This is a genomic window from Mesorhizobium sp. Cs1321R2N1 (assembly GCF_037179725.1).
In the GTDB taxonomy this organism is placed as follows: Bacteria; Pseudomonadota; Alphaproteobacteria; order Rhizobiales; family Rhizobiaceae; genus Mesorhizobium; species Mesorhizobium salmacidum.
This window is the reverse complement of record NZ_JAPYKP010000025.1, coordinates 27,306-44,542: the sequence shown is the minus strand read 5'-3', so window position 1 is coordinate 44,542 and position 17,237 is coordinate 27,306. Positions and strand designations below refer to the sequence as shown.

Below are 17,237 nucleotides of genomic sequence, written 5' to 3'. Positions count from 1 at the left end.
AAACCTCGGGAGACATGCACAGTCGATTGGTGCTTGCGCCTGAGCACCAAACGACCACATGTCTGCTCGAAAGTGACCAGCAGAGACGCTTTTGCCTTCAGGCGCTCTTCGCCCGCTCCGCCTTGCGCACCGATGCCTGATGCACCAGCGAGGTCCAGCTGTTGGTCGAGGCGAGGTGGCAATAGAGCAGGCCGAGCGCGCCTGACTTCCTGAGGTCGAGGAAGGCCTCGTCGCTCAATGTGTTGAAGGCCGCCTCGTCGATCACCTGGAAGTCGGTGAGGTTGAGCACTTCGCCGCCTTCCAGCGTCACCTTGCTCTGACGCGGCGAAAACAGGCCGTGCGTGTCGATCTTGTCGACCATCTCGCGGGTGGCCCTGAAGTCGATCTGGAACTGGTTGCAGAAGGCGAGCGCCTGCTTGGTCGCCTCGGTCGGTTCATTGCCGCTGAAGAACGGCAGCACCTTGTCGTCGCGGAACGGCGCCACGATCTGGTCGACGACGCGCTCGCTCGCCCGGTCGACGCACAGCGTCAGCCGGCCGGCCGAGGTCGGATCCTCGGCCAGGATGAAAGGATAGCGGCGCACATAAGCCGGGATGTAGTGCGGCGCGTTCCACTTGCCGTCGGCATCGACGAACAGGTTCTCGTCCTGGCGCACGCCGGTGATGATGACAGGCGCCTTGCCGGCGCCGATGAAGACGATCGGGTAGGAGCGCATCGCTGCCGGCATTTCCGACGCCACCACGGGAATGGCGTGCGCCGAGCCCGCGAAGGAAAAGTCGCTGCGCGCGGCGAGACCCAGCGAGCCGTGCCGGGTCGGATTGAGCGCCTCGGGCCTGGCATAGAACAACGGCATGGATTCGCCCGTCGGCACCGTTTCTTTCTTCACACCGCTGTCGGCCATCGTTCGGTTCCCCGTCTCCCACGGCCCGGTTGCGCCGGTCCGCTTATACACGATCCCGCCTGGATCTCTGTTTTTCTGCGCTGATCTTCGGGTGGCAAGAGATCGTGCGCAAAATGGAAGCAAAGGCTCTACCGTGTTCCTCGCCGCTACAAAAGCATGCACAGCGCGATAGTGCGGTTTTACGCCGAACTTTGTACCGCGCCATCCTGCCAGGACCGCTTGCGGCTATGGACAGCTTGCCATGAAGCGGCGACATTACCCGCCACGGCAGGCGGATCGAGGGATGGCATGAAGATGACGGATTTCGAGCAGGGCACGACCTTCGCCGTCACGCTCGGCGAGAGGTCGATTGCGCTGGAACTCACCGATGTCAGGCCGATTCCCGCCAGCCCGCGCCCCGGTGGCGGATTCTCCCTGTTGTTCAAGGGTCCGGTCGATGTGGCGCTGCCCCAGGCGACCTACAGCCTTGCCGGCAAAGGCTGCACCCACGACATTTTCATCGTGCCGGTCGCGGCCGATGCGGCGGGGCGGGTCTACGAGGCTGTGTTCAATTAGCGTCCGGCTTTGAGCTGCATGCATTGAGGCCTGCCGCGTTGCGGCGACGATCACGGGTTGCCCGCCGGCGCACAAGCCATCAAATCGTAGACGCCTTTGTCCTCGACGACGACAAAGCCGAGATCGAGATAGAGCCGCCTTGCCGGATTGTTCTTCTCGACATGGATCGACATAGATTTGCCGGCCAATAAGCCCTCGTCTATCAGGTCGCGCAACAGCGCCCTGCCATAACCTTTGCGGCGATGCGCCGGCAGCAAGGCGATGTCGATGATGCGGTGCTGGCTCGGCCAGCGCTCGATATAGAGGCGGCCGATGTCTTGCCCGGCGTGCTGGATCACGAGCCAGTCGGCCTGCGGATAATACTTGTGGTAGTGGCCGTGCTGCGCCTGGAACTGCATGTCGAGGAAGGCGGCCTTCTGCGCCTCGCTCCAGTCGGTTAGGGCGAGCTCGTCGACGCGGGTCGAGGCGTAGAGCCGCGACAGAAAGGGAATGTCGGCCTCGCCGGCCGCACGAAATGTCAGCCCGGCCGCATCGGAGCGAGGCCAGGCCGAACGAGACTGCGCCGGCATGCTGTCTATCACGCTATCAGTCTGCGCCGCGATTGCCGTCATACCGGCGGCGTCAGGTCACGCACCACGACGATCTGCTTGAGGTTACCGGTGGCCAGCGCCGTCCAGCTCCACTCCCATTCGGAGCTGTCCATGGCCATTTGATTGATGGTCCAGAGACTGTTCGTGCCGTCATTCGTGATCATCATGCTGAACAGGGCAAGGCGGCCATCGGCATTGTAGTCGAGCGACAGCCGTGTGTTGGCGCCGGAGGCGCTGAAATCACGCCACCCCGACCAATTTTGGGTGGCGGCATCGTATTGGGCGTTGAACGAGTGGACATGCTGCTGGTCGGAGGCGACCAGCATGATGTCGCCGTCACCTTGAATGCCAGCGCAGAGCGTGTATCTGGGAACCCTGCTATATCCGGGTGTCGCCCAGTTCGTCCAGGTGTCGGAGCCCGCTGGCAATTGCTTGCTGTGCAGCACCTGACCTGACTGCGTCAGGGCAAAAAGATTGGTGGCGCCAAGCGGACCGACGACCGGCGCCATTTCCGTGAAGGTGGTGCCGTCGTCTATTTCCACCCACTGCGTCCAGTCGGCCGGCGTCAGCGCCTGCGCCTTGGACTGCTGACAGCGGTAGAGACGCAGTGCGGAATTGATCCCGAACAGCGCGATACGGCCATCGGCCTGGCGCAGCGCGGTAGTCGCCACCAGCCCGCCGGGAATCTGCTGCCAGCCGCTCCATGGCTGGGCGGGTGGGGCGAGTTCGTCCACAGTGACGATGATCGGCGTCGTCGTGCCGGGCGGCGTGATGGTCTTCTGCACCTGAACGATGACATCCGGGTTCTGGTAGATCCACCAGATGCGGCCCTGGTTGTCGGTGAGGAAGATTTCGATGCGGCCGTCGACACCGCGCGCCATCGAAAGCTTTTGATAGCTTGTCGCGCCGGGCGGCGCGCCGATGCCGGCCGGCGGATTCCATTTCTCGATCGGGCCGACCTGGTTGGCATCCTCCGTGATGAAGGACAGGCTGGTGGTGCCGGTCGGCTGCGCGACCACGGCGACCCGTCCGTCCTTGGTCAGGCCTGCGGTCATGATCACCCACGCGCCGGGAGCAATTGGAGACCACGCGGAAGGCCACGACCCGTTGGGCGACGTCTGCGCCTTCTGGATCAGCCGCCCGGCCGATGAATCGATGCCGACGACCATCAGCCGCGACAGTTCGAAGAACGGCGTGCCGGCCGGCATGTTCTGGTAGACGGGCGCGGGACCCCGCGCGCGGCCGCCCGGCATCTTCCTGTCATGCGAAGGGGCGGCGGCTTCGACCTTCTTGCCGCTGGCCGCTTTCGACTTTGGTGATTCTGTCTTGGCCATCGTATCGGTCCTACCTCGTTGGCTCGGTATCAGGTTCTCGGCGGGAAGAAGCCTTGCAGCGCGATGCAGAAATTGCAGGTGAGATAGGGCTGCATGTTGTTGTGCGGCTGGCCCCCGCCTGCGGGGGCGAGCGTACTGGGTGACATGGCGCTGACTGTGAGCGTCGGATTATACGCATTGCCCCCGTTGGAGCGGGCGAGCGAGCGAGCCGTACTGGGGATCGGCTGGTCAGCGACGTCGGTCATCGCACGCAGAGTGTGCGCATGCATCGGCATTTCTGATTCCAGCAGGCTCACCGTTTCCGAACCGCCGGTTTCTCCCAAGTCGTGCAGGGACAGCCCCGGTCCCTGCCCCCGATGCATAGGCGAGCGACCCTGCAGGTCCGGCAGCGCGAAATTGGACTTGCCATTGCCGCCATAGGTCGTGCCAAGCAGCGAAAACAGCGCCGTATTCTGCGACAATGGCAGAAGCTGCCCGTCGCACCACGCCCAGCCCTTCGGCGCGAAATTGAACGGAAAGATACGGATTTCGGCAACGAACGGATCGGCCATGGATGGGTTCCCCTTCAGGTCGGCGATGGGAAGATGCCGAACAGCGAGATGATGAAATTCACGCAGAGATAGGGCTGGAAATTCTCATGCGGCTGGCTGCCGCCGACCGACGAGATCGCGTTGATGCCCATATTCACCGTGGGCACATCCTCGGCATAAAGTTGAACCAGCGTGTTCTGCGCGGTGACGTTGCCGCCGGGATTTGCCTGATTTCCCGCATTTGTGGACGCCAGGAACGGGTGCGAATGGGCCGGAATCTGCTGGATGGTGAGCGTGATCTGCTCGGCCCCGCCGGTTTCGGCGAGGATGAAGCCGCTGCCCTGGTGGAGGGGGACGCGCCCGCGAAGGTCAGGCAGTGCGAAAGTGCTCTGGCCATCGCCGCCGTAAGTCGTTCCGATTAATTGGAAGAGAGTTTCGTTCTCCGAAATCGGCAAAAGCTGGCCCTCGCAGAACATCCAGCCGGCCGGGGCGAAATTGCCGGCAAACATCTTGACTTCACCGACGTAAGGCTGTGCCATGATCGTGCTCCCTCAGTTCTGCGACGGGAAGATGCCCTGCAGGGCGATGCAGAAGCTCAACGTCAGGAACGGCTGCATGTTGAGATGTGCCTGGCTGCTGCCGATGTTGGTCACCGTCTGCGCCGTAAGCGCCGTCAGCCCGGCTGCGGCGCCATACATGGAAGCGGTCGGAGCAAGGTAGGCGCCGGTCGGCACGGGTTGTGGACTGGCCGTGGCCGACGTGCCCTGTGCCGTGTGGACATGCTGCGGCAGTTCGGAAATTGAAAGGGTGTGCGCCTGCTCGCCGCCACGTTCACCGAGCGTGTGGCCGCTGCCGACATGGATGGGGATGCGCGCACGATAGTCGGGAAGGGCAAAGTTCACACGGCCGTCACCGCCAAATGTCGTGCCGAGGAGAGAGAACAGAGCCTGATTCTGGTCGATGGGCAGAAGCTGTCCGTTGCACAGCGCCCAGCCTTTTGGCGCAAAAACGAAGGACATGATTCTGATTTCGGATAGAAATGGTTCCGCCATATTCTTCCCCTCGACTTTGTGTCATAACCTTACGTCAAGTTTCTGGAAATTCAACCGGCTTTTTACGCCTGATGCTAATTTCGTTAAAGCAAGTTCTACTTGCCGCCTGCACGCCGCTAGGCGTGCATGGAAAATTTAATTCGCTACTCATATAACTATACTTTGGCGTGTTTGATGTCAGGTCGAGACCGCAAAGCTCCGTCTGCTCGCCCAAGCTCCGTTACGGGCCTGGCTGCCAGGTTGCCGAACCTGAGCCATGGCTGGTGACGACATGCGAGTCCTCCCCACCCGAGGTGCTGAGGATGTTGTTGTTGCCGACCCAGGTCGAGACAGCAGCATCATCGGTGGCGCCGCCAGCATAACCGTTCAGATATGTCGTGGCGCTGAACCGCATACGCATGCGCACTTCTTCGGCGTAGGCACCGGCTTGGCCGGCGCTGGTAGCAAAATCGTTCTGCAGAGCGCCCGCGCCACCCAGTGTCAGATGAACGATCGAATGATCGCCGCCCGCCTCGCCGGAACTGGTCGTGCCGTTGTTCAATTCGAACGCGGCGTTCGGGAAACCGCCAAACGCGTCCTTGACCGAATTGCCGGTGACGGTCGCGAAGATGATGCCGTCGCCGCCCGAGGTGTTGTCGCCGTTTTGGATATAGATGCCATCGGACGCCATCTTGGTGATGGTGTTGTTGGTGATGGCCGTCGTGTGCGTTCCACCGCCTGCGGTGATGATGGAGATGCCGTTTGCGCCGCCGCTGGTTGCGTTGCCGATGATGGTGTTGTTGTTGATGAAGCCGCTGTACGAGCCGGCGGCCGTACTGCTCGCCATGCTTACATTGATGCCCGAGCCCACCATGCCGTTGATGTTGTTGTCGTGAATATTGTAGGTCAGCGTCGGGTGATCGCCGGTGCCGCCGCTGGTGATGAAAATGCCCGCAGCACCCGAGATTTGCGATGCAGCACCCGTGATCGTGTTGTTGGCGATAACCACGTCGCCGTGCGCGGCGCCGACATTCGAGGCGTCGACGCCCATCGTGTATTGCATGTTGACCGAGCGCGAGCCGGTGAACGTCGAATTCTGAACCGTCATGTTCAGCGTGGCGGTGCCGAGAGCGATCGCGTTGATCTGCTCGTTGCCAAAACCGGCGCTGTTGGCACCGAAGGCAACATTATCAACTGTCAGCCGGTTCAGCGTCCCGCTGGAATTCTGCACATGCAGATTGTCTTCCCAGCCGCCGCTGATCGAGCTGTTCTGGATCGTCGCGGTGCCGAGCAGCTGCTGCAGCCACACCGAACCCTCGTTGACGGCGTCGTTGTCGCCGTTCACACCATTGATCGTGGTGTGGTCGATGATCAGGCCGGTGACACCGCTGCCAAGAATGGCGTAGTTCGAGAAGTCGTTGAGCTGCATGCCGTTCAGCTGAACGTCGCTGGTGTTGCGCAGGAAAATGCCGACGCCATTCGTACCGGTGATGGTGGCGCTGCCGTCCAGGGCCTGCGAGTTGATGTCGGCACCGGTCTTGCCGGATATGACACCACCGCCGGTCGCGCCAATGTTCAACCCGCTGCCGGTTACGTGCAGACCGCCGCTCGAGCCGGTGTTGTCGAGAACAATGCCGGCACTCGTTCCGCCGCTCGAGCTGATTTTCTGGAAGATCAGGTCGTTCGCGCCGATCGTCGCGTTGACGACATTGAGCGCGGTGCCGGAGGTCGAATTGATCGTGTTGCCCGAACCCTGCACCGTCACCGTGCCGCCGGTGGTCGCTGCCGGACCCGCGCCGGTGGCGTTGAAGCCGATGCCGCTGGTCGAGTTGATGACCAGCCCGCCATTGGTGAAGTCGATGATCGCGCCGGCGTTGTCGGTGAGGCTGACGCCGGCCGCGCTGCCTGACGTGATCGACTTGGAAGCACCCGAGAAGGTGATCGTGCCGGCGGCGTTGTCGTCGAGGAAGATGCCGGTCTGGCCGCCCACATTGTGGGTGATGTTGCCCGACAGGGTGATGTTGCCCGCGCTGGCTGCGCGATCCTGGATGTCGATCGCCCGGCCAGTTCCGCTGGTGATCGTGCCGGCATAGCTGAAGGTCGCCGTGCCGCCGCTGTTCGCGCCGCCGGCGCCGTCGCCGATGCGGATAGTGGCGAGATTGCCGCCGACCAGGGCGCCGGTGCCGAGATTGATGGCTCCCGGACCTGTGACGGTGTCCAGGACCACGGCGCTGCCGCCGGCGCCGCTCGTGTTCGTGGAGGCGAAAATCATGCCGCCGGCGCCGACAGCGACGGTGTCCAGGTTGACCGCGGCGCCGCTGCTGGTCGAAATCGTGTTTCCGCCCCCCGTGACGCTGACCGTACCGCCGCCGGTGGCATTGAAGCCCTGGCCGCTGGTTGTGCCGATCGCCAAGCCGCCATTAGTAAAGTTGATCGTCGCGCCGGCATTGCTGGTCAAAATGACGGCGGCGTTGGCGCCGGTCGAGAGCGTCTTCGTCGCGCCGCCGAAATTGATCGTGCCGCCGCTATTGCTGAGGGCGACGATGCCCAGCCCGCCATCGTTTCGGGTGATCGAGCTGGCGGCATCGAAATTGACCGAGCCGCCGGCCATGCCGCGGATGTTGGCGACATTGCCGCCTGGGTTTGTGATGTCGACATTGTTGAGGTTGACGGTCGCGCTGACGTCGTCATTGGCTGGCGTGCCCTGGTCGCCATCGATGACGAAGGCGTAGTTGGTCGCGCCGGCGAGGGTGTGAATGGCGACATTGTTGAAGGTGTAGGTGCCCGTGGCGGTGTGCCCCGCATCGCCGAGGATGGTGATACCGGCCGTACCCGCGAGATTTGCATTGTTGATCGTGACATTGCCCGCCGCGCCGTCGACGATGATGCCGGCGCCGGCGGTGTCGTTGAGGCCGTTCGCCACGGCGGTGGTGAAGTTCACCGTGCCACCTGCGGTGTCGGCGACGACGATCATGCGCTGGTTGGCCGTGCCTTGCGTGATCGTGCCGGCATAGGTGACGTTGGCGCTGCCGCCATTGACGTTGAACGCGGTGCCCGTGGCGCCGCTCAGCGCCCCGCCGCCGAGGCCAACGGTACCGGTGACATTGGTCAGGCTGACATTGCTGGTGCCGCCGGCCGACGAGGTCGAGTCGAGCGCGATGGCGGCAGCAATACCGGAAAGGCCGATCGCGGGACCGCCGGTCGAAGTCACCGTCTCGGCACCGCCGGTGGCGGTTATGCCCATCGTGCCGCCGGTTCCGGCGATGCCGGTGCCGGTCGTGGTGTCGATGGTCAGGCCGCCGGTGAAGCTGGTCGTGCCGCCGCTCTGCGACAGGCCGGCGCCGGTCGTGGTGTCGATGTTTGCGAGACCGGTGACGTTGAGCGTGCCGCTGGCCCAGCCGATGCCGCCGCCCGCCGAGGCAACATTGTTCACCGTTACCGTGTTGAAATTGAAGCTACCGGTGTTGGTGTTGATGGCGCTGATGCCGTCGCCCGAGGTGCCGGTGACCGTGGTTGCGCCCGTAACCGTGAACGTGCCGGCGACGCCGTCGAAGATGATGCCGCTGGCCCCTCCGCTGGCGGCAACGCTGTTGAGCACCATGCCGACCGTCAGCGGGTCGAGATTGAACGCCGCGCCACCGGTGGTATCGACCGAGCCGCCACTGCTGTTCAGGGTGAAATTGGTGGTCTTGGTGGACGCAAGCACACCGGTGCCGGCGTTGTTGGCGAGGCTGAGCGCGCCCAGGTCGAGCGTGCCGGTGGTGTTCGTGAAGCTGAGGCCGTTGCCCTGGACCCGCACGCCGGGAGTGCCGACGACGAGCGTGCCTGCGCTGACGGTGCCGCCGAGGCCGTCGGAATCGAACCTCACATCATTGAAGGCAATGCCGCCACCGGTACCGCCGATCACCGTGTTATTGGCAAAAGACCGGATCGCGATCGAATTGTCCGTTGCGCTGATGTTCTGGCCGGCAAAGGATGCGGCAAGCGCCGATCCCGTCGATTTCAGGGTGTTGCCGTCGATCGACAACAGGAGCTTGTCGGCCGTTGCGCCGCCGCTGGTGATGAAATCGAGCGCCCTGCCGCCGGCGGCGACGTCGTTGTTCCTGAGGAAGAAACTGGAGTTGGCCGACGCGTTGCCGGAAACACCGGCGCCGGCGCCGGTATTGCGGATGATGAGGTTCTGGACGCCGCCGGTGATCAGGCCCGAGCCTGATGTCGTAAGGCTGACGACCGAACCGGCGCTGTTGCTCTGCAGGATGGGCCGCAGCGAATCGATGCCGCCCGGCGCCGAGACGATCGGCGAGTTCTGCGCCGTGGTGAAGTGGAAGACCCCGGACGCGCCGCCGGTGGAGGAGACGCCAAGCTGCGAGACATCGACGGCGGCATCACCGCTCTTGAAAGCGAGCAGCACCTGCCCGTCATCAAGCTGGAACGTGGTTCCGGCGAGGTCGATCGTCGACTGGCTGCCGCCGGTGGTCTGGTCGATCAGCACTATGACGTTGGCGGTTGTGGATGCCTGGGCGCCAGCATAGCTGCCCGGATCGGCGAGGCTACCGGCGCCGGTGCCGCCTTCGGTGACGTAATAGACGCTGATGGTCGCCAGGTTGGACGTATCGCCGCTGAAGGTAACGTCGTTGAAATTGTAGTCGCCGTTGGTCGGCAAACTATCGGTGGCGTGGATGACCTGGCCGCCGGTGGTCGAGATCGAGGACTCGGCCGGACCCTGGCCATCGCCGAACACCAGCTTGGCGTTGGTGGCGCTGGAGAACTGCACGCCATAGCCGACATTGTCGATGGTCGAGGTCTGGCCACTCGGACCGGGATTGTTGTTGAGGAGATCGCCAAGCTGGATCGTTCCAGTGCCCGTCGTGCCGGCCATGTCGATGCCGATCGTGCCGGCGAAGCTGCCGCCGTCGACGTCGAAATCGCCTGCCGTGATGTTGCTCGCGCCGAGCGCTGCAGCGCTGAGGTCGAGGCCGACCGCATTGGCGGCGCCGAGGACGATGTTCAGGCTCGTGGCGCTGAGCGTCGAGCCCAGCGTGCCCGAAATGTCGACGCCGCGCGAGGTGATGCCTTGCAGGTCGACCGTGCCCAGGCCGATCGTGCCGCCGCTGACGTTGTTGAGCGCAATGCCTGTCGCCGCGCCGTTGACCGAGACGCTGTCGAAATTGATGCCGCCGGCGCCGACGGTCGCGCCATCGAGGTTGAGCGCGGTGCCGGTCGTGGTGGTGATGGTGTTGCCCGTGCCGGTGACGCTGACCGTGCCCGGGCCGGTGGTGCTGGCGGTGAAGCCGGCGCCGCTGGTGGTGGTGATGGCGAGGCCGCCATTGGTGAACGCCAGCGTGCCTTTGTTCTGCGGGTCCGGCCCGTACACAGGCGCCTTGTAGATGGCATCGTTGGCCCCGGTGTTGAATGTCTTCGACGTGCCCGAGAAGGTGACCGTGCCGTTCGCCGAGCCGCCGACAGCGACACCTTTGCCGCCGCTGTGATCGATGGTGCTCGAAATATCGTATATGCCGTCGGCATGGCCAAAGAAGTCGAAGGTCGTCGATGACGTGGTGGAAACCACTGAACCGCTCATGTTCAGGCGGGTCCCGTCGCCGCTGGCGCTCAACACCGAGCCTGCACCGACTGTGATCGAACCTTTGTAGGTCAGCGTGGTAAAGGCCAGGTCATTGCCGCCGCCGAGGCTGATGGCCGCACCGGTGGTGTTTGTGATGCTGGCGCTGCCGTTGACGCCGACGTTGACTGTCCCACCCTGCGAACTCTGTATGATGCCGAACTGGCCGCCATCGATGGTCAGGGTGGATCCCGCGACGTTGGCGATGTTGATGGTGCCGACCTGAGGCCCACCAATGTCGAACCCTGCGTAGCTCACGTCGAGATCGATCGTGCCGGTGAAATTGACCTCGCCGGTGCCGCTCAGGGCGGACAACGACGCGCCTGTGTATCCGGTGTCTTTCAAGCCGCCGATGTTGACATCGCCCGCGAGGTTGGCGCCCGATAGGAACACGCCGGCACCGTCCGAATTGGATACGGCCGAGATGCTGTCGAAGTTGACGCCGGCGCTGCCCACGTCGGCGAAAGCTATCAGCAAACCGTTGCCGCCAGAGGCGATCTTGTTGCCGCTGCCGGACACGCTGACCGTGCCACCGTAGCCCGCGGCGAAGCCCGCCCCGGTCGTAGTCGTTATATCAAGGCCGCCATTGGTGAAGTCGATTGTACCGTTGGTATTGGGTGCCGGAGTGCCCGCAGGGAAATTGCCCAGCAGACCCAGGCTGACGGCGTCGGTCGCACCCGAGCTGATCTGCTTGGTGGTGCCGGAGAAAGTGACGGTCGCGGCCGTGCCATTGTCGATGCCGGCAACGACGATCTGGCCGCCGGCCGCCGCGTTGCCGTCCGTCAGATTGCTCGACAGCGTCACCGAGCCGCCGGTTAGTTCTTGGATCGAAACCGACGCACCCGTGCCGTTGCTGGCGATCGTGCCGCCATAGGAGATGGCGGCGTTGCCGCCGCTGAGGTTGGTTGCGGAGCCGACATTGAACGCCGTGCCGGACCCGGTGTTGGTCAGCGTGCCGGCGCCGAAAGCGGCCGTGCCGTTAAGATTCAGCAGGTCGATGCCGTTGCCCAAGCCGAATGTCGCGGTGGTCGAGGCCAAGTTGATACCGGCCGTGATACCGTCGAGCGCCACCGCTCGCGCACCCGTGGCGTTGATCGTGCCGGTGGTGACATTGACCGTTCCGCCACCGCTGGCGGTGAAAGCCGTCACGCCCGAGGTGGAAATGTCCAGATCGGCGAAGGTGACGGTGGAACCGGTGTTGTTGATCAGCGAAACGCCGGTGCCGCCCACCGTCACCTTTTCGGTGAAGTTGACCAGGCCGCCGGTGCGGTTGGCGATCGAGATGCCGCCTCCAGTCAGCGTGCCCGGCGTCGCGCTGTTCGGCAAGGTGCCGCGCGTGACCGTGATGTTGCCGTTGCCGCCATTGGCGTCGAGCAGCGTGCCGGTGACATTGACATTGTTGTTGGTGATCGACACGTTGGTGTCGACGCCGACCACCTTGAACGCCGTCCGACCGACGCCGACATTGCTGACCGCCACACCTTCGACGACGATGCCGCCGACATTGCTGAAGCCGACCGCGCTCTGGTCGATGAGGAAGACCGAGCCGCTGCCGCCGCTGAAGTCGAAAGCGGTGTTCTTCACCTGATTGCTGCCGAGCAGATGCAGTGTATCGCTGCCCGTGCTCTTGACCACGCCCTCGTCGCCGGTGACGTTGCCGCCGGTTGCGCCGAGATTGCCCTGGACATTGATCGGCTGGATCGTGCCGGAGGTGACAATCGAATTGCCGTTGCCGAAGCCGGTGATCGACTGGCCCGAATCGAGCGTGAACGGCGTGCCGCTGAGATCGACCGTGCCGACAAAGGCGAAGATCACACCGCTGCCGGTCATGGCGTCGGCGGCGGTCACCGAAATGGTGCTCACATCCGCGCTGAGCCCATCCGTGCCGGCGTTGATGACGCCGCCCGTCTGCGAGACCATTGTGACTCCGCCGACGGCGCTGGCGAGATGGGCGCTGCCGCTGAAGGCGACATCGTCGAAATCGTAGTTGCCGAGCGTCGAATCGAGCCCGATCGTGTTGACCGTATAGCCGCCGATGGCGGCGCTGATGGAGGATTGCAGCCCGTCGGCCGAGCTGCCGTCGCCGAAGGTGAAGTTGGCGTTGGCCGAGGTCGCCGTGGTGCCGCCAGACGACAGTTCGACGCCGACGCCGGCGTTGGTGATGCTGGAACCGCGCAGGAAGGTGATGGTCTTGTTGCCCGTGGTCGACGACAGGTCGATGCCGCGCGAGGTCAGGTCGCCGGTGCCGGTGATCGTGGTCAGGCCGAAATCGGCCGTCGTCGACGAACCGCTGAAATCGATGCCGGTCTGGGTGCCACCAGCGCCCATGGTCACGCTGGTCGTGCCGAAACTGACATCGGCGTTGGTGCCGCTGAAATTGATGCCGGCGGTGTTGGCCGCGGCGCCCATCGTCACGTTGGTCGTGCCGAAGGTCACCGAGCCGGAATTGCCTGAAATGTCGATGGCGTTGCCGCCGGCGGTGGTTACGGTGACGGCGCCGAAGGTGGCGCTGCCGGCGACATTGGAGACCGACACGCCGTTGCCGGTCGCGTTGGTGATCGACAGCGGCGCGGTGGCGTTGAAGGTCGCGGCGGCACCGAGACCGACGATGACCGCGCCGCCGCCGCCGGTCGCCGTCAGCGCCGAGCCGGTGAAGCTGATGGCGCCGCCCGTCGGCACGGAGGTCGAGCCGATGGCGAAGAGGTTGCCGGTGCCGGTCGATGTGACCGCGCCGGTGAGCGCGACCGAACCGCCGGTGATGCCGTCGACCTTGACTGCCGTGCCGGGCGCTGTCGCAGAGCTGTTGATGGTCGCGCCGATGGTGATCGCGGCGCTGCCGCCGGAAACGACGACGCCGTCGCCCGCGCCGGAATTGGTGATGGTGCCGCCAATGCCGATCGTGCCGGTGTTGTTGGTTAGGCCGACATCGGCGCCGGCGACATTGGTCGTGACTAGGTTGCTGACGCTGACGGTCGCGGCGCTGTCCTCGACGACGAACCCTGGACCGGGGCCAGCGGTGGCGATCGTCGTCGTGCCGTTGAACGTGTAGGTGCCACTGCTGATATTGGTCAGGCGGATGGCATCGCCACTGGCGCGGTTGATATTGACGTTACCAAAGGTGACATTGCCGCCGCTGGTGTTCTCGATGACGATACCGGACGCTGCCGTACCGCCGGAACCATCGACGGTAACGCTGGCGAACGTCACGCCGGCCGTACCGATCGTCAGACCACTGGCGCCGCCGATCAGGATGCCGTTTTCCGTCACGCCGGCGCCGGTGTTGACCGTATTGCCTGTGCCGGTTGCCGTCAGCGTGCCCCCATTGATGGCACTGAAGGCGTAGCCTCCGTCGGTGGTCAGGTCGAGGCCGCCGGTGAAGTTGATCGTGCCGCCCGCATTACCGCTCAGGTCGATCGCGCTGGCCGCGCCCGTGCTGGCGGTGATCTTGCCGGCGAAGGTGGCGCTGCCGCCGGTCATGGCAAGGATACGCACCGCGTTGGCCGCGGTGGCCTGGTTAATCGTGCCGTTATAGGTGACGTTGGGCGTCGCGTTGTTGATGTTGAAGGCTACATCGCCTGTGTTGGTGATGGAGCTCGCGGACCCGAAGGTCAGCGTTCCGCTCGAACCGCTCCAAATGGCGACGCCCCTGCCGCCGCCGGTGATATCGAGGTCGTCGAAAGTGGCGGTGCCGTCGAAATTATTGGCGAACAGCCCAACACCGGCGGCGTTGGCGATGGTCGTGTTGCCGGTGAAATTGACGGTCGCGCTCGAACCGGCAACCGCGATACCGGTTTGGCTCACGTTCTGGATGTGAAGATCATCGACCGTCACGGCACCGGTCACGCCATTGAGGAAGAGGCCTGTCGCGACGTTGCTGACCGTGACGCCGTGGACCATCAGGCCGGCAATGCCCGTCCCATGGACCGCCGCGCCGCTGCCGCCCGAAATGTTGAAATCCTGCAGCGAGTTGCCGTTGCCCAGCGTGACGACGTCGCCGGCGCCGGAATTGGTCAGCGTCGCCGCCCCGGTGCCGGGATCCGAAATGACCTGGTCGTGCTGGATGTTGGTGCCGGTGACGTTGACCGGCACGCCGCCGAGCGAGAAGGAACGGCCATTGCCGAACGAAGCCAGTGTCTGTCCGTCGCTGAGCGAGAAACCGCCCGCGGCATTGATAGGCGTGTTGCCGGCGTCGTTGACCAGCACGAAGATCGCATTGCTGTCGCTGATGCCGTCGGCCGTACCGATCGACGCCAGGTTGCCAAGCGATGAGCCATCGCCGGAGCCCGACGCCGCGGCGCCGACGAAGATGACGTTCTGCACGTCGAACAACTGTGGACCGCTGAACGTCGTCGAGCCAAACGCATAGAGGCCGAGCGTCTGGTTGAGCCCGCGCGTATCGAGCGAGGCGGTAACGCCCGCGATCGAGCCGCCGCCGAAGGTGAACTGGGCATTGGCCGAGTGGGCCAGCGAGCCGGCAATGCCGAGGCGCACCCCAGTGTCGACGCCGGAAATGGTCCCGCCATTGGTGATTACGATCGAGGCATCGCCGGTCGTATCGGCGAGATCGATGCCGATCGAGCCGGCGCCGGACCCGCTGATGTTGGCCGACAATGCGGTGAAGGTCGTCTGGCTGCCGGAGAAGTCGAGGCCGGTATGGCCGAGACCCAGCCCTGAGACCACGATGTTGCCGGCAACCACCGCCGCGTTGACGCCGGAAAACACCATGCCATCGCCGGCGGGCGCCGTGATGCTGACGTCGCCGAAGCGGATCGCTGCGGGCGAATCGGAAATAGCGATCGCCGGTCCGGACGTCCCGGAAATCGTCGTGGCGCCGTTGACGGTGAAACTGCCCGAGACGTGATCGAGCACCACGCCCGACGTGCCGCCGGTCTGCGATATCGAATCCAGCACCACATGGGCGGTGATAGGGTCGATGTAGACGCCGATGCCGCCATTGCCGGAGACATTGCCGCCAGTGGTCGTGAATGTGCCGCCGCTCGACGTGCCCTGCACGGTGATGCCGCGGTCGGCGTTGTTCTGGGCGTTGACGGCGGCGAAGGTGTAGGTGCCCTGGCCGGTGATATCCAGGCCGTCGTCGACATTGCCCGACAGCAAAGTCGTGCCGGTGAAATTATAGGTGCCGTTGTCCTCGATATGCAGGCCGTCGAGACCGTTGTTCGTGGACGTGAAATCGGACGCCTTCACGCTGGTCGAATTGCCGGTGAACTCGGCGCCGTTGCCACCGGCACCCGTCACCGTGACCTTGGTCAGCGTCGTGCCGGCGACGTTGGTGCCGAAGATGCCGTCGGCGCCGCCGGTGATGGTGATGCCGTTCAGCGTGTTGCCATTGCCGAGCGTGATGACGTTGTTGGCGACGTTGGTGCCCTGGATCGTGCCGTCGCTGCCGCCGAGATTGAAGGTGGCGGTGCCGCCGCCGAGAAGCTTCGCCGTGACGCTTTCACCGCCGCCGATCACGGTCTGGCCCGTGGTCAGGGTCACTCCGGCCGTGGTCAGATTGCCGTTGCCGCCGAGCGCCACGACGAAGCCGCCGGCGCCGGCCCTGGTGACCGCGTCGTCGAGCGTGGTCGGGTCGGCCTGGGTGCCGGCACCGGCCAGGCCGCCATCGGCGAAGTAGAATTTTCCGAAGGCCGCATTGGTGGCGGCGTTAATGGCGACGCGCGTCGTCGAGCCGCCGCTCTTGTCCTGGCTCTGGATGCGGACGCCGATATCGCCGCGCACCCGCTCATTGACGCGCTTGCGCAGGCCTTCGCTGACCGGATACACCGGTTCCGGTACGCTGCCGGTGCTGTCCGAGCCGCCGCCGGGATTGAACGGGATGTTCAGCCGCACGCTGCCGGCGAACTGGGTGTCGTCGCGGTTGTCGTTGCGCACCTCGCCGGTGAAGGTCAGCGACGTTCCGGTGCCGAAGACATCGCCGATCTCATATTCGATGCCGGCCTTGGCGCCGGTGACGCTGCCGTCATCGCCATGCGGATCCTCGAAATGGTAGCCGCCAATGTCCAGCCGCAGCGAATGCTTGTCGGGCAGGCTGAGCGGCACCTTCGCGCCGACCTCGCCTTCGATGCCCCAGGCCGCGTAATCGCGATGGTCGAGCACGGAGATCTGCTCGATCAGTTGATTGCTGACCATCGACAGGGTCGAGCTGGTCGAGTGGTCGGCGCTGTCGCCCTTGATCGGCACGAAGACGTTCACATGCGCGTCGAAATTCGGCGTGATCGCCTCGACGCCGAGCGTGCCCCCGGTGAACTGGCTGCCGCCGTAACTCTCGGCATTGAAATAGGCGTAGCCGCCGAGCATCAGGTCCGGGTTGACGATGCGGCGGATGCCGAGGCCGATATCCTGGCCGAAGGCGTCCTTGAAATCGTGCTTGGCCCGCACATCCAGGAACAGCACCGATTCCGCGGTCTGCTTGATCGGGATGAAGCCTTCGAGCGCGGCGTTGCCGCCATTGTTGTCGGCGCCGATGATGGCCCGGACCTGCGGCTGCCAGAGCCCGGCGTCGTCGCCATAGGCGGCCGCGCCCGAGAGCGCCAGCGCCAGCGCCAGCGACGTAAGCGCAGTCGTCTTCCAGAGATGCCTCGCAAGGCTCGAACGGCGATAGCCGGCGCTCACGTGGAACCCCTCCCCACGTGCCGCCATCTCACCAACTTGCCGA

8 protein-coding genes are annotated in these 17,237 nt (G+C 64.4%); 1 reads left to right on the top strand and 7 read right to left on the bottom strand.

Annotated elements, in window-relative coordinates; translation table 11 throughout:
* Positions 1–97: 97 nt before the first annotated feature.
* Entirely contained in the window at positions 98–901 is an 804-nt protein-coding gene (locus tag O7A61_RS09705) for a SapC family protein (protein WP_337129537.1), read from the bottom strand.
* 288 nt (positions 902–1,189) lie between these two features.
* On the opposite strand from O7A61_RS09705, the gene O7A61_RS09700 reads away from it, so the two are divergent.
* A complete protein-coding gene (locus tag O7A61_RS09700) occupies positions 1,190–1,456 on the top strand; it encodes a DUF6916 family protein (protein ID WP_337129534.1) in 267 nt (88 codons plus the stop codon).
* 50 nt (positions 1,457–1,506) lie between these two features.
* Here O7A61_RS09700 and O7A61_RS09695 read toward each other — a convergent pair whose 3' ends face one another.
* The 6 genes from O7A61_RS09695 to O7A61_RS09670 form a co-directional block, all read right to left on the bottom strand.
* Positions 1,507–2,025, bottom strand: a complete 519-nt coding sequence (locus O7A61_RS09695; RefSeq protein ID WP_337129532.1) for a GNAT family N-acetyltransferase — start codon at positions 2,023–2,025, stop codon at positions 1,507–1,509.
* Between the two features lie 38 nt (positions 2,026–2,063).
* Positions 2,064–3,380 (bottom strand): hypothetical protein, encoded by a 1,317-nt coding sequence (locus O7A61_RS09690; protein WP_337129530.1) that lies wholly within the window; start codon positions 3,378–3,380, stop codon positions 2,064–2,066.
* A 29-nt stretch (positions 3,381–3,409) separates the two neighbouring features.
* A complete protein-coding gene (locus tag O7A61_RS09685) occupies positions 3,410–3,931 on the bottom strand; it encodes a phage tail protein (protein WP_337129528.1) in 522 nt (173 codons plus the stop codon).
* 14 nt (positions 3,932–3,945) lie between these two features.
* Complete coding sequence (locus tag O7A61_RS09680) at positions 3,946–4,449, bottom strand: phage tail protein (RefSeq protein ID WP_337129526.1); 504 nt, start codon at positions 4,447–4,449, stop codon at positions 3,946–3,948.
* Positions 4,450–4,461: 12 nt separating this feature from the next.
* Complete coding sequence (locus tag O7A61_RS09675) at positions 4,462–4,962, bottom strand: phage tail protein (protein WP_337129525.1); 501 nt, start codon at positions 4,960–4,962, stop codon at positions 4,462–4,464.
* Positions 4,963–5,182: 220 nt separating this feature from the next.
* The gene (locus O7A61_RS09670; protein ID WP_337129523.1) at positions 5,183–17,194 is read right to left on the bottom strand and encodes a hypothetical protein; all 12,012 of its coding nucleotides are present in this window, start codon (positions 17,192–17,194) and stop codon (positions 5,183–5,185) included.
* Positions 17,195–17,237: the final 43 nt, after the last annotated feature.